The following is a 14,461-nucleotide window of genomic DNA, read 5'->3' as shown; positions in this document are numbered from 1 at the left end:
GACCGCACGATGTCCGTGCCCACGCCCGAGCACGGGGATCGTGGTTGGCCGGGGTCGCCGTCCAAGACGAGAGGGTGAGGCAGGTCGCACTCGGACCAGGGCGGCGTGGCGACGCACCGTGGCCGCAACCCCCCCCAGTGGCCGGCCGTTCTCGGCCGCCGGCACACGGCGGAACCGTTCTCGTACCTCCGGTGCGGGACGGTCACGAAGGGCTGGTCCGGGCGCACGGTGATCGGTTGAAGCTCATTACCCAAAAGCTCCAGCGGTGTTTTTGAAAGTCACAGGGCTCGACCGTATCGTCATGGCGAACATTGCCGTCGATCACCGCGGGGTCCATGATTTCATTGCTATCGCACTGGCTCTTCTCGGAACCACAGACAGGAGGACACCATGACCGAGATTCATCGCTACGCCCTGGTACAACGCCTGTTGCACTGGCTGATCGCCCTTCTGGTACTGGGGGTGCTGGGGGTCGGCATGACCTTGGGGTTTCTGGGTTTCGACGGCACCCAGGAAACCTTTGGGAAGGCGGGGACCAATGCCCTCTACACCGCCCACAAGACCGTTGGCGTCCTGATCCTGGTTCTGATGCTCCTGCGTCTGGGTTTCCGGCGGGTCTTGGGCGTCCCGCCGTATCGGCCACCCCTCGATGGATTCGAGCGCGTGGCCAGCCATGCGGTGCATGGCCTCTTCTATGTCGCGCTCCTGGCCATGCCGATCCTGGGCTGGCTCGCCACGGCGGCGGGCGGCTACCCGGTGCAGTTCTTCGGCTGGACCCTGCCGGGACTGATCGGCAAGGACAAGGCGCTTAGCGAGACGCTGTTCTCGCTCCACGGTCTGCTCGGCTGGGTTCTGCTGGGTCTCATCATCCTGCATATTGGCGGCGCGCTGTGGCACTGGCGGATCAAGCGCGACGGGGTGATGGCGCGGATGAGCCTGTTTCGCTAAGCCGGTGGACCGTTCGGGCGCTCGACCCCGCGGTGACTTTCTGGCCGGCCATCGTGGTTGATGTTCCATGGTCGACCCTGATGGTCTATTTCGCGGTTTTCGGCTTCCCTTGAGTTTGACTCTCTTGTATTCAATTTGCGCGCTCACCCGGAACCCGACTTGATGGAAACCCTTGCGGTGATCGACTTTGAAACCACGGGCCTCTCGCCCGAGGGCGGGGCGCGGGCCACCGAGGTCGCCGTGGTGCTGGTTCGCGCGGGGCGGATCGTGGATCGCTATCCAAGCCTGATGAACGCGAAGGTCCCGATCCCGCCGTTCATCGTCCAGCTTACCGGCATCACCTCCGCCATGATCCGCCATGCCCCGCCGGCGGCCGAGGTGATGCGCCAAGCCGCCGAGTTCATCGGCGACTGTCCGCTAATTGCCCACAACGCCGCGTTCGACCGCAAGGTCCTGGACGCCGAACTGGCCCGCATCCAGCAATCCCGGCGCCAGGAATTTGCCTGTACGGTTTTGCTGGCCCGGCGCCTGTACCCCGACGCCCCCAACCACCCGCTCGGCACCCTGGTCGAAGACGCCGAGAGGACCGCGCACCTGCTGTTGCGGATGGAAACCGACGTGCAGACTCGCTACCGCCTGCCGGTAGTGAGCCACACCCGGTGGCGCTTGATCCAACAGACCCCGCGGTCCGCCTTGGGCGCCTGCCTGGAACGGTACCGACAGCGAACCCCGGGGGGTTGACTCCGCAACCGCTCGGGTCACCCCTCTCCGCCGGATTCGCGGCATCGGCCCGTGGACCGGCGACAGGGCCGCCATCTTCTATTTTCAGGAGCCGGATAGCGGGCCGGACCGGGACGCGGCTGCTGGCAACGTTTTCCGCCGGTTTCTCCGTGAGGGTCAGCCCGTTGCGGAAACCGCCACCCGGTTTGCCCCCGATCGCTCGTTGCTGGCGTTGCATCGGTGGCGATGGGTGGACGAGGCGCTCTGAAGGGCGGCAGGGCGGGTTCCCGCTAAATTTGGATCGGGCGACGAGGGTACGCCGGCGGGCGGACTGCGGAGCGACGGGTTCAGAGGCCGATAAATGTCACTGATAACAGACGAAACACCTGATTTATAGAGCTAGAAATGCAACGTTTGATTTGCGGTTGTCAAGTAATATAGAGTGGCCACATTTCCGCAATACATCCGAAGCCCCGTCGCTGGAGGCGCGCATGGCCGACCGCAAGACCGCCACTCTGATGCTGCGCCTGAGCCCCGCGATCAAGGAGGACTTGCGCGCGCTGGCCGCGCGGGAGCGCCGCAGCCTATCCAACATGGTCGAGGTGATGATCCTCGACTATAGCCGGCGGTGTGCGGGGGGGGTTCCGGAAGACCCGCCCGCTACCGGCCAACCCCCCAGCGTGGCCTGAATGCCGAAGGCCACCATGCACGCCGAAGAAAACCGGCTCCGGCCGTTCATTGAACCCACCCAGCAATTTCATCGTCCCGCTGTTCCAGCGTTTCTATATCTGGGAAAAAACTTACTGGGATACGCTCTGGACCAACCTGATGGACCTGATCGAGGACGACGACCCGAGTTATATTCTTGGGTGACGGGCTAACACTGTCAAACAAAACAAATCAATTTGGAGCGATCAAATGTCGACTGAATTAAAAATTTGGTGCACAAATAAATATCAACCACGCTACAACCGGCTTCAGATTCTTCGTGTGTCCGATGGAAAGAATGCCCTTTGGCTAGATAAAGAGCAAGTCCGTTCGGTAGTTACTGACGACAATCCTCCCGCTACTGATGATTTCAAAAAACTAGGATTTGCCTTAGTTCGAGATAATGATAAACCACAGTGGTTTTGGTGGTCAGGGGAGGAGTGGTCACCTCTCGAAGAAGAGGCTGCATTAGGACGTTTGTATAATAATGATGTTGCTGAGGTTGTGCTAGAAGATGAAGGTCTTCGCAAACTTGTAGTAAAAACAATTGCGTATGACCATGCTCAGCAGATAATGGGGTCTTATATATTAAGAAATTTTATTAAAGGATTAGAAAAGCTATTTTCCCGTGCTAATTTATACCTTTTTGAGTTGCTCCAGAACGCAGTAGACGATGGTGCAAAGCGTCTGTCATTCGTTATCAGTGATAATAAGCTAATTTTTCAGCATGATGGTAAGGAATTCAATGCTGGCGACGTACTTGGACTTTCTGCTGTTGGGGCATCAGGAAAATCTGGCCGCACTATTGGTTTTATGGGGTTGGGTTTTAAGTCGGTTTATAGCCGGTTCGACCATGTTGGGGTCTTCGATAAAGAATGGTCATTCTGCTATGACCGACCGGATAACACAAACGATGGCCAATGGAAATTTCTTCCCAAGTGGTGTGATTCTACTCCGCCGGAAGGAGGGTTTAACTGTCGTTTTGATTTCTCGCGTGTACGAATTTCCGAATCGAATGAAGGAGAAAAATTGATTGAATATGGTACCTTACTCGAAGATTTTAAAAAAATAGAAACTGCTGTTCCAGTGCTTCTTGCCCGACGCTCTCTGAGAACTAAGAGCGATACTTGGGAATTGAATTGGAATGGACAAATTACCCGAGTCGGGCGAGAAACCGACGAACTACCCTATGTTGAGTATTTCCACTCGGACGATTCAGAAAAGCAGCGCCGGTGGTTCTTTTTTCTCAGTACCCGCTGGGCGCCTTCTGCCGAGGCTGTCAAGTGTTGGCAGGATTATCGAGAGGACTCCAGTGATCCTGGCGAGCAAGAACTGGTTCTCTTCACCGAAATCGATGAACAAGGCAATTTTATCAATGGGCAGACCATCGGGAAGTGTTATGCCGTTTTACCCACAGAAGAGACACTTCCGCTCGGCTTCAACCTTCAAGCTAACTGGGTACTCAACGCCGAACGCACCCACCCGAAGTCAGCCAGAGATAATGCTTGGAATGCAGATGTCATATCGCAATTGCCAAACCTGATTATTCGATTACTGCAATGGATCGCGAATCGAAAAGGATCTTGGGAGATTCAAGAAGTCTACCGGCGTTTGCCCACGTTTCAGATGAATAATGGAAAACCAATACTTACTCTCCTGGAGAAAGAGGTTGATTTTTCCACGGTCATTGAAGCGCTTTGCACAGAACCCCTAACACCAGTTTTAGATTCCCCAGAACCCCAGATAGGAGATTTGCTAACCAGTGATCCCTCTGAAGACGAGCAGAAAACTTCTTCTTCGCCTACCCAAAGTGGCCGCCTAATTGCTCATCGATTGGTTGTCCGTCCTGATCAATGCACCTACAAATTTGTAAAAGTTGATGAATGTCGATCCGTCCCAGATGCTTTCTTGGCCGACTTGGCACCACATTTTATTCGTCGTTGGCTTGGTGGATTCTATCCATTCGCATTTTCTACAAAGGATCCAGCAGGAAAGGATCCAGCAGGTCAATTTTTTTACTCGATGGAAATTCTCCGTGAACCCAGCGATAAAGAATGGGAGTCAACAATAGATAATTATCAAAAAATCCTACAATTACTACCTGAAAATGTGAGAGCGTGGGTCGTCATCCATGTAGTCGCTGCAACGCTGCGAAGTAAAAGCCAACAATACGCGCCATCCATTTCGCTTAGTATTCTACCTAATGGACACTGGAAACTCTGTGCTATCAATACTCTGAACCCGGCGGCCTATCAATATTATGGTAGTCTTGAGAAAGACGTGCGTGAGATTCTTGTACTTGACCCACAGAAAACGCCCGCGCTGGCGCTCATGCTGGCTCTTATAAGAATTCCAGAGAATTCGGTTGTTAAACATGAAGTTGACGCATTTGCCGTCGTCAAAATGCTCTGGCCGAATGGCTATGGCCAATTGCGTGATATCACTGAACCGTTCTTTAAGAAAGAAGCGGAAGATAATCGAGAGGATATGATCCATCGTGTCGTCGCTGTAACCACAGCCCTTCGAAAATTGCGTGTAAATGACGCAGTAACCCATGTTCTTGCAACAAAGGATGGGAAACTAGGGCTATTTCCAAAAAATGAGGTCTGGGTAGGAGCTGCTTACGGCTTTTCTCATATTGAGCAAGCAGCCGCTGGCGAAATATCTATTGTCGCTCCAGATTATGGAGATGATAGTGGTGCTTGGAAGAAATTTTTTATCAGTGAATGCCAAACATCTCTTCTACCAAGGTGGAAGATAGTTAAGGAAGATCATTTTTATAAGATTGGAGAGTATATAGAGAAACCAACAACACCGAATATAAAAAATAAATCCAAACCTCAAGATCTTCCTCTCAATCTGGATCCTGAAAATATTTATAAAGACAAAACTTTTACGCGATGTTCGACTTTTTCGAGGAGAGATGAGGGCAGACCGATGCGGCATGACGGTGCGAGCTAAGCTGAGAGGAACCAACCACCTCAACCGCACGGAGAGACCGCCATGCCGCTTGAAGACTTTATCATCACGGTGTTTTGCTGGGTAGAAGAACACCTGGAAGCCCTGCTGGGGATCATCGCTTGCGCCAGCGTGGTTTTGCCCCGAAGTTGGCGGACAGCGAAGTGATCACCATGGAGGTGGTGGGTGAGTTTCTGGGTTTGGATACCGATGTGGGCATCTGGAAGTATTTCCGTCGTCATTGGCCGTCGTGGTTTCCAAGACTCGGATCGCGAACCACGTTTGCCCAGCAAGCGGCCAATCTCTGGGTCGTCAAACAGCGGCTGCATCGGCATCTGCTGATCGACTTGGGGGCGGTGACGGACCCTATTCACCTCGTCGATGGCTGCCCCATGCCGGTGTGTATGCTGACCCGTGCCCCGCAATGCCGATGTTTTCCCGAGGCGGCCGGCTTCGGCTATTGCGCGGCAAAAAAGCAGTATTATTATGGACTTCATGGTCACTTGATGATCACATTCGATGGCGTGATCACGGCGTGGACGGTGACCCCCGCCGCCGGTGATGAACGCGAAGCGCTTTGGGATTTGACGGACGGCGTTCACGGCTTGGTCATTGGCGACAAGGGATACCTGAGCGCCTGTCTTCAGGCGGAACTGGCAACCACGGGGATCGATTTGCAAACCCCCTTGCGGGCGAACATGGCCGATTCCCGTGCGCCTTGGATCATCCAACAACTGACGAGAACCCGCCGCCTCGTGGAAACCGTCATCGGTCAACTGACCGAGCAGTTTCATTTTGAGAAAATCCGGGCGCGGGATGTTTGGCACTTGACGAGTCGGATCGCCCGAAAAATCTTGGCGCACACCTTGGGTATTTTCATGAACCGGCAAATCGGTCGGTCAGACCTGCAGTTTGAGAGCCTGATCGCCTGAAAAGTCGAACATCGCGTAACTTTTATAAAAATATATATATTTGAAACCACTATCGGCCCGTGGGACGAAATTTTGAAGAATGGCAACTTTGATCATGCTCGTGCCTGTGCTTTTGCTAAGGTACTTGCACTGGGAGAATACTCGAAAACGGATCACAGTGAAACAAAAGGCACTGGAACCCACAATTATGAATTCTTCCCAACAAAAACCTATGTTTCCTGGATAATTACCGACAAAAGACGTGCCTATGTTGAACTTAGCACCGCTTCTAATCATCAATGCCAAAACTGGATCGAGTTGTTGAGAGATAAGGCTTGGGTACCGACAAAAGGTGAGGGGGTAGTCAAGCCAAAAGATGTGCTGCTGTGGCCTGATCAAGACAATCCGGATGCTCCAGTTGCTGATCTGGATGATGCAACCAGAAAAGGACTGGAGCCTCTGAGAGAAGCTGTCAATTTTGGTAAAGATGTACGGCAGTATGGTCCATTGGATAGGCTGATTAACGCAGTTAAGCACTCTGAAACTTCCAATGAAATACTGGTAGATCTATGGCGTGAAATTCTCAATGATACACAACTCGATGTTGAACGTCTGAAGAAAAATGCCCGTAAGCATGACTTGATTCCAGTTAAAAATCCCTGCTGCGATGGGAAAACCAGAATTGGGTCAACACGGCTGTTATCGGGCAATTCTTCTCAAGGTCAATTTGATTTTAAAGGATTTCTGGTTGCAGTAGCAGATACTCTATTAGCTGATCTTGCTACGAAGTTAGTTGAAATTTTAGAAATTCCCGAGAGAACTACAGCCGATCAAGCCACTGATTACCTCGAATGGGTATGGAGCGCGGTTGCCCAGCAGAACGCTTTTCATGTCCAAAAGCAAGTCGTGTCTGCTTGGCGCATAGTTGCGGACGAACCGTCGGTATGGCCCAAGATCAAAGCGATTCGTGAAGGCGGAAAGATGCAACTTTTTTGTCGTCAACCTGGAGTTTATCACGGCAAATGGTTGCCGCTACCTAGTACAAACCCTGAGCCTGTCTGGAACGATGCTCCAGAGAAGGCAGCGTGCCTGCGTGATAACGATAGTATTTGTTTAGAAGCCTGGATTTTCAAGAAGAAAGATATCAATGTTAATAATTTAATCGGACTTCTTGGAATCAGCCGTCTGTCTGATGGTCAGCGATTCAGTTTAAATGTCGATATTTATGGCAATAAAAGCAGCCTGAGCGAGCAAACTCAACGGCTCCGTCTCATTACTAAGGCCATAATAAATGCTCACGGCCAAGATGAAGAGGAAGATGAGCTTTCTACCACTGAACTCACCCTCTATTCTGTCCAGTCCATCAGTAGAACATTCAGCATCGATGGCAGGGAACCGAACGAGGATAATCTAGACGCTAGATGGGATGGTGATAAGTCCATGTATGTCGTGGGAGATCGGTCCGTAACATGGGCGACTGATCTCCGGCCATTGGTCCAGCAAGCCTTACGACTCGGAGGTAACGCCCGAGGGCTTCGGTTCTTGGACCTTCTCCCTCTTCTCGATAATGACAAGACCTTCAATCGCAAATACGAACAACTCTGTCGTGAGTTGGGGGTGCCAGAATTTGAGATGGAACCCAATACCAAGGTAGAAAACCCTAATAAAACCGTTAAACCCACAACTCCCGAAGAGATTATTAATTTGCGACAAGTAGAATCTCCACCACCTTTGCCGCCAGTGCCCCCACCCAATCTAAATGAACCTGAAGGCAAGGGAGAAGACGTTGAGAGAATTGATAAGCGCCGATGGTTTAATAGAATTAAAACTATTGTTGATCCTGCTATATCTCGATTTATGGGTAGAGTGAAACAGGCACCGAACCGTTTCCTTATTGATGGCCCAAGAAGCGAAGAGGAGGAAGAGGAAAAATTAGCCTGCGAATCAAAACTCTCGAAAGATGATACTGACGCTCGCCAGAAAGTCTTTGAATACGAACAGGGAGAAGGACGTACACCTACGATTGCCACCCGCAATCAAGCCGGGTACGATGTGTCGAGTGTCGACGACTCATCGGGTCATGAGCGTAAGATTGAAGTCAAAGGTCTCCAAGGTACTTGGGAAAATGACGCGACAGTGACCATGACAGGCCGCCAGTTTGATGACGCACGTATGAAGGAAGGTGACTGGTGGCTTTACGTTGTAGATAACATCGGAACCGACCATCCATGTGTAATTCGCATCCATAATCCTGCAAAGGGAACACGCCGATTCTATCTCTACGCATGCCATTGGCGGGATAAAGCTGAAACAGAGCCATCTGAGCCACTCGTCGGACCCGACGACGGGGACGAATAAGCCATGCCTTCCATAATGCCGCCGTTTCGCATGAGTCCATCACGCATTGCGCGTTATTTCTTCCACGACTGTGAGCGTTTTCTGCGCTTCTCCGCTACACCAGACCCCAATAGAAAAGCAGAGGGTGTCCCGCAACACCAGCCAGATACCAGCCCAGTGATGGATGCAATTCAAAAAGCAGGGTATGGCTGGGAAGAACAGGTTGTCGAACAATTGCTGAAAGGCAAGGTACTCATAGCGAGTGGTACGCCCGATACTCCAGTGCGTGATCGTCGCTTTGATCGTCACCAAACCCTTGATGCCCTCCGCACCGCTAAGACCGGGAGCTTTATCTACCAAGGTTCATTACGTGCGCCTGATTCCTTCTACACACGCTTCGGTATCAACTCCGCTCTAATCCGTTTCTCCGATAATCACCCGGATCTGATTGCCATCGAGACGGTCGGCCAACAACGCCGATTCCGGGTCATTGATATCAAGCGCGGCGATACCGCCAAAGCCATCCATCGCATCCAAATCCTGCTTTACGCTTGGCAACTGGAAGCCATTATCGCCGCCGAAGGCATTGACGGGGTTGTAGATGTCGCTACGGGCAGTGTATGGCTTGGAAATACCGACACACCGCTTAATGTTGACCTAAATCCCGTGCGCCCGCATGTGATCCGTTTGCTCCGTCAAGACCTATCACGGATTTGCTCTAATCCGGCGGATCAAGCTGCATGGCATCTACATTTTCGGTGTGAATGGTGCGACTATTTTAATCACTGTCGCGCTGAAACGCGCACGACGAACAACATCTCGCGCTTGGCGGGTTTGACCGGGTTTGGCAAGCGCTTTCTGGGTAAACAAGGCGTCACCACCGTCGATGATCTCGACCACTGGTTAGCGCAGCCCACCGCCGACGACACGCTAGCGCGTTGCGCTTCCCTTGCCGGTCGCGGTCACCTCCTCCGGGGTCAGACCACCGCGTTTGTTCAAGACCAGCCGATTATTCACGGTGCGGGGTCCATGTTGCTCCCCATCGGCGAGAACGTCGCGGTTTTTCTCACGGCCCAAGAGGAACCCTTGGAGGAAACTTGTTATCTTGCCGGGGTACTGGTTTCCGTGCGGGAGAATCTGCGAGAGCCGGTTACCGGTAAGACAGACCTACCTAAGCCGGCGGTGTGGGTGGCTAAGTCACGCAGCGAGGTACCTACGATTGTTTCCGGTGTAGTGACCTACCTCAACACGCTCTTCAAGAATGTCGCCAATTACAACCAGAACCGGACTTGGCAGAATCAACTGACCTTGCAGTGCTACGTTCACAACGAACGGGAGCGTGCGGTATTCAGCCGATTACTCATGACAGCCTTGACTGATCCGGCGATCCAGCAAGCCGCCATGCGTCTGCTGCTCCACTTCTCCAGTCCTGATCTCGTCAATATCGAACAACACCCAGAAGAACCCGTGGCCTACCCGCTGGTCGTGTTGTTATCGGCACAAGCCCAGTTGATCGCCCTGCCCGTCGATACCAGCTATACCCTGCCGGAGTCGCTCGCCGCCCTCGGAAGCTCCTTTACCTACGCCCGCAATCCTCACGTTCATTTTCCGCTGGGTCACGCGATGCGACCGGACGGAATTCACAAGGTTTGGGATGGTCAGCAGGACTTCTCCATTGTTCGCAATAACGGCAGAGACTTGCTCTATGCAAGCCGTGCGCTCCTGTTCGCATTACGCCAGCAAGCAGGGGCGCAACTCGTAGCATGGCCACCGAAATTCACAATGCCGGGTACCAGCGGCATCCAATCGCCACTGCTGGCCCAGTTAGCGTTTTTTAGCCGTTTCGAGAGCATGATGTCCTGCTTGGAGATACAGGCAACGCGGGCCGAGGCGCGCGAAATCCAGCGAGCACAGGACAAAATTATTGAACTGGAGGCTGTAGGTGGCGATCACTTCAAGATCGTAAAAGGTCCTGCTACCCTCGATGAAAACACCATGCCCAACTGGTTGCTCGTGGCGGACGACGACTATGGTCGGCTCGCACAGTTACGATTCCCTGATTACTACTGCCGGGACAAGAGCTACTACGGTAAAAAATCACCACATCGCGCCATTGTGGGCATTGAAAAGGTGGGCACCGACAGTGCCGGGATTCCTCAGACCTTGCAAGTAGCCTGGAGCCAGGAATTCAGCACAGGATTCGCAGAGGCCGGCCAGCGCTATGTGATGCACCCCCGTTTCATTGACTACAACACCGATAGGGTGATCCGCTGGCTGGTCAGTCTTGACCGCTCTGGCCCGCAATTGCTGGTCACGTCCCTGCAAGCCCCTTCATCAAGCCCCTGTTCACTCAATACACCGGTGGAAAAACGGGTTGCTGCGAGCATTCCCTCGCTTTCGCTGACTCCCAGTCAGAACAAGGCATTCCAAGCGCTACGCCACTATGAAAGTACCGTCGTTTGGGGCCCACCGGGGACTGGAAAAACGCATTTCATTGGCGCAGCGATAGCCGCACTGGTAGCCGCGCATCACGTTGAGCAGAAACCCTTTCGTATACTCGTGACCGCATTTACCCATGCTGCCATCGAGAACGTATTGAAAAGCGTTGCTCGCACCCTCCAGACATGCTTCACCACCACGAATGTATCTGTGTGGAAAGCCGGAGAATGGAGGGGCGATAAAAAACCAGAATCCGTTACTGAGGTTGACCCGAAGTTCCGCAACCAGATCTTGGGACAGGATCAGGTAGTGATCGGCGCCACGGTTTACGCCTGCATTAAAGCCAGCCCCGGCCAAGTGTTCAACCTCGTCGTTATTGACGAGGCCAGCCAAGTACGACTTTCTGAAGCCTGTATTCCTTTAACGCTTCGTCACCAAGAGGGCCATCTGCTGCTCGCCGGTGATCACCAGCAACTTCCTCCTATCGTCAAGGGCGAATGGCCAGACCCGGTAAAGGGTCCCGCCATCCACGGCTCCATCCTGACTGCATTGCGCGTGGACCAGCACGCCGCGCTCGGCTTGCAGCTCCATGAAAACTGGCGGATGAACGCCACTCTGACATCCATTGCGGCTGAGTTCATTTACGGCGATCAATACAGGTGCGCTACGGACGAGATTGCGACCCAGCAACTCCGTTGGGCGGTGGCGGATGGCATGAGTCGCTTCGCCAAGCACTGCCTCGACCCCCAATATCCGTTTGTGATGGTGGTGCTCGACGGGGTGGATGCGGGTAAGGAAAATTTGTTGGAAGCGCGCTTGGTCGCGGGATTAACGCGCGCGCTGCGGAATGGTATGGTCACGGTTGCTGGGACGCCCTATGCCAATGACCGGGACTTCTTCCACGGCACCGGAAAAGACGGACCCGGTGTCTTCATCGTGAGTCCTCACCACGTTCAAATTGCCGCGATCCGCAAGGCAATTGCCCGCAAGGGGCTGACGAATCCGTTCGTCGATACGGTGGAGAAAATGCAAGGTCAGGAGGCCGAAGCTGTCCTGATCTCCTATGGTGTTTCGGACCCCGAATTTGCGCTGCGCGAAGCGGCGTTTATCTACGGGCGGAACCGCCTCAACGTCGCCATCACTCGCGCCCGTTGCAAGGCGGTCCTTTTTCTGCCGAGACCACTTTTAGATGCGCCCCCCGGCGTGCTGGATGTGGAAGAAGCGGTCGCGGGACTCGCGTTCATGCGGCAGCTTTATGATCTGGCTGCCGAGAAGGGGGATCGGAAGATATTTAACTGTAAGAAAAGCAAGATAAGTGTGGAAGTACTGCGGTTCAAAGCCTAATTTTTGAGCGCTTCAATTCTCCGCGCCACCGCAGCGTCGCTGCTGCCTGGCTGATCGGCGTCTTGATTACCCCGTGCATGGGGTGCTCGCTGTCTTCGATCTACTGGACATGAATGTCGGCCAGACGGAAATAGAGCACCGCCGCCGGTGGCCTCACGGCGGTTGAAGGCGTCGGTGTACGAGTGAGGCGGGAAGCCGGTTCGAAGGGGAGCGAGGTTGATCGGGATGCGAAATCGCTTTTTTTTCGATACGCTGCTCCCGGATGAACGAGACTGACCACAGCAACCGCTCCACTTTCGAATCGGAAAATCAAAATGCCGCGACTTCCCTGGCTCCCGCTACCCGTGGCCCGTTTGGCCCTGGTCCTTGTGGTGATCGCGATCATGGTGCTCGCCTTGATGCCGGCGACCACCGTGCCGGTGACCACCGCGTGGGATAAATTGGATCACGGGCTGGCATTTTTCACCCTGGCCCTGCTCGCCGAACAGGCCTTTCCCGGATGGCCGTTCTGGCGCGGCCTCGCCCTGGGCCTGGTGGCCTTCGGGGTGGGGATAGAAATCGCCCAGGGATTTACCCCGGACCGGGAGGCCAGTCTGTTGGATGTGTTGGCCGATGGCATCGGCATCGCGATTTATGGCACCGTGCGTCAGTTAACGGCCGCATGGGTCCGGACTGTCGCAGAGTAGGCGGGCGATGACACCTTCCTGGCAAAAGGCGTGCTTATGCCCCTACGCCCAGAATGACGCTGGTGGACTTGAACACGGCAATCGCCTCGGCGCCTTCCTTGAGTTCCAGACCGTCGAAGCTTTCGTTGGTGATGATGGCGGTGACAGTTCCGCCGCCCGGCAACTGGATCGTCACCTCGCCGTTAACCGTGCCCTTCTGGCAGCGGATCACGTTGCCTCGCAACTGGTTGCGGGCACTCAGCTTCAACGGCGCGGACCCTCTCATGATCATGACCGACGACGCCTTGACCAGCGCGTGGACCTCGACGCCGTCGTGGATACCCAGATTTTCCAGGCTCTTGGTGGTGATCAGGGCATTGATCTGGTCGCCGCCGCCGATATCGACGCTAACATCGGCGTTGATCTGGCCGATGCGGAGGACGGTCGCCTGACCCTTGAACTGGTTTCTGGTGCTGATCTGCATTGTCGATCTCCGCGAAGGTAGACAGGTTGGCGGCTGACACGCCGGCGACGGGCAGCCCGTCGTCCGGCGGCTTACCGGACGACGGGTAGTCTACGGAAACGACGTCCGGGTGGCGATGCTTCAGGCCGCCACCGGCAGCGCTTCGTGGGTAAAGCAGGCTTTGGGGCAGACCCGCGAACACGCCTCGCAGCCGATACAATCCATGGGGTTGGTGAGTATCATGAACGAGTTGTCGCTGTCGTCATCGTCGTCATCGTCGTCATCATCAAAGTCCACATCGTCCACCGCCCGCTGCACGATGGTCAGCACATCGCGCGGGCAAACCTTGTAGCAGCGGCCGCAACCGATGCACTTGCCTTCGTCCAGCGCGACCGCGAATTGAGGAATCCAGGCGGCTCCTCCACGAGTGATACCGGTGATATTGGGTTCTGCGCCCATAAATGACCTCTCTGGTTTATGCATGATGTCCCGGTACGGGCGTGCGACCGGACCGGGAGCGGTTAGGGAACCGTTTATTCCTGCCAGCCTTCCGCTTCCATCGCCTCGAAGCGCTGGGGATCGTTCCGCCGCCGGCGCACGCCAGGCAACCAGGGCGCTGTTCCAGACTTGAGCGCGGTTTGCGCCTCGTTCAGCAGTCGCTCGACCGGCATGTTTTCCTCGACTCGGATCGGTTGCACCCCGGCGGCCAGCAACTGCCGGATGGCGGAACCGCCGATCGCCTGGCAGTACACCGCCGCGCAGTCCCGCACCAGCGCCAGCTTGGTGGCCAGCTTGTCTTCGTGGCCGTCCTGCTCCAGATCGCCGAATTGGGCGAACTCCAGCAGGGTGGCCTGCTGCTCGCTCACCGCGTAGATGGCCAGGGCGCTGGCGGAGCCAAAATGCTGATCCACCCGCTTGCGGTCGCTGCTAGCGAAAGCCAGTTTCACGGTCGTCGTCATCGCCGTTGC

The 14,461-nt window shown here is 54.5% G+C and carries 10 protein-coding genes and 1 pseudogene; 8 read left to right on the top strand and 3 right to left on the bottom strand.

Annotation, left to right across the window (positions count from 1 at the left end):
* Positions 1 to 390: 390 nt before the first annotated feature.
* The 8 genes and pseudogenes from IPM89_08105 (at position 391) to vanZ (ending at position 13,051) form a co-directional block, all read left to right on the top strand.
* Positions 391 to 948 (top strand): cytochrome b/b6 domain-containing protein, encoded by a 558-nt coding sequence (locus IPM89_08105; protein ID QQS52907.1) that lies wholly within the window; start codon positions 391 to 393, stop codon positions 946 to 948.
* A gap of 162 nt (positions 949 to 1,110) precedes the next feature.
* Positions 1,111 to 1,689, top strand: coding sequence for a 3'-5' exonuclease (locus tag IPM89_08100; GenBank protein ID QQS55842.1), 579 nt, complete (start codon positions 1,111 to 1,113; stop codon positions 1,687 to 1,689).
* Positions 1,690 to 2,093: 404 nt separating this feature from the next.
* Positions 2,094 to 2,357: a hypothetical protein gene (locus tag IPM89_08095; protein ID QQS52906.1), complete on the top strand. Its 264-nt coding sequence runs from the start codon at positions 2,094 to 2,096 to the stop codon at positions 2,355 to 2,357.
* A 229-nt stretch (positions 2,358 to 2,586) separates the two neighbouring features.
* On the top strand, positions 2,587 to 5,337 hold the full coding sequence (locus IPM89_08090; GenBank protein QQS52905.1) for a hypothetical protein: 2,751 nt from the start codon (positions 2,587 to 2,589) through the stop codon (positions 5,335 to 5,337).
* Between the two features lie 42 nt (positions 5,338 to 5,379).
* Positions 5,380 to 6,266, top strand: a pseudogene (locus IPM89_08085) (IS982 family transposase).
* A gap of 72 nt (positions 6,267 to 6,338) precedes the next feature.
* Entirely contained in the window at positions 6,339 to 8,603 is a 2,265-nt protein-coding gene (locus IPM89_08080; protein ID QQS52904.1) for a DUF3883 domain-containing protein, read from the top strand.
* A gap of 3 nt (positions 8,604 to 8,606) precedes the next feature.
* Positions 8,607 to 12,365, top strand: coding sequence for an AAA family ATPase (locus IPM89_08075; GenBank protein QQS52903.1), 3,759 nt, complete (start codon positions 8,607 to 8,609; stop codon positions 12,363 to 12,365).
* Positions 12,366 to 12,679: 314 nt separating this feature from the next.
* Positions 12,680 to 13,051: a VanZ family protein gene (gene vanZ / locus IPM89_08070; GenBank protein ID QQS52902.1), complete on the top strand. Its 372-nt coding sequence runs from the start codon at positions 12,680 to 12,682 to the stop codon at positions 13,049 to 13,051.
* Positions 13,052 to 13,085: 34 nt separating this feature from the next.
* On the opposite strand, the gene IPM89_08065 is transcribed toward vanZ, so the two are convergent.
* From IPM89_08065 to IPM89_08055, 3 genes are all read right to left on the bottom strand, one after another.
* The gene (locus IPM89_08065) at positions 13,086 to 13,514 is read right to left on the bottom strand and encodes a TOBE domain-containing protein (GenBank protein ID QQS52901.1); all 429 of its coding nucleotides are present in this window, start codon (positions 13,512 to 13,514) and stop codon (positions 13,086 to 13,088) included.
* A 120-nt stretch (positions 13,515 to 13,634) separates the two neighbouring features.
* Positions 13,635 to 13,952 (bottom strand): ferredoxin III, nif-specific, encoded by a 318-nt coding sequence (gene fdxB, locus IPM89_08060; protein QQS52900.1) that lies wholly within the window; start codon positions 13,950 to 13,952, stop codon positions 13,635 to 13,637.
* Positions 13,953 to 14,026: 74 nt separating this feature from the next.
* Positions 14,027 to 14,452, bottom strand: coding sequence for a nitrogen fixation protein NifX (locus tag IPM89_08055; GenBank protein QQS55841.1), 426 nt, complete (start codon positions 14,450 to 14,452; stop codon positions 14,027 to 14,029).
* Positions 14,453 to 14,461: the final 9 nt, after the last annotated feature.

It is taken from the genome of Candidatus Competibacteraceae bacterium (assembly GCA_016699715.1).
Classification (GTDB): Bacteria; Pseudomonadota; Gammaproteobacteria; order Competibacterales; family Competibacteraceae; genus Competibacter.
The sequence above is the reverse complement of the archived record's forward strand: the minus strand, read 5'-3'. Positions and strand labels throughout refer to the sequence as shown.

Coding starts and splice junctions, on each gene's coding strand:
- IPM89_08105 (QQS52907.1), top strand. CDS start 391: ATGACCGAGATTCATCGCTACGCCCTGGTACAACGCCTGTTGCACTGG.
- fdxB (QQS52900.1), bottom strand. CDS start 13,952: ATGGGCGCAGAACCCAATATCACCGGTATCACTCGTGGAGGAGCCGCC.
- IPM89_08055 (QQS55841.1), bottom strand. CDS start 14,452: ATGACGACGACCGTGAAACTGGCTTTCGCTAGCAGCGACCGCAAGCGG.
- IPM89_08075 (QQS52903.1), top strand. CDS start 8,607: ATGCCTTCCATAATGCCGCCGTTTCGCATGAGTCCATCACGCATTGCG.
- vanZ (QQS52902.1), top strand. CDS start 12,680: ATGCCGCGACTTCCCTGGCTCCCGCTACCCGTGGCCCGTTTGGCCCTG.
- IPM89_08065 (QQS52901.1), bottom strand. CDS start 13,514: ATGCAGATCAGCACCAGAAACCAGTTCAAGGGTCAGGCGACCGTCCTC.
- IPM89_08090 (QQS52905.1), top strand. CDS start 2,587: ATGTCGACTGAATTAAAAATTTGGTGCACAAATAAATATCAACCACGC.
- IPM89_08100 (QQS55842.1), top strand. CDS start 1,111: ATGGAAACCCTTGCGGTGATCGACTTTGAAACCACGGGCCTCTCGCCC.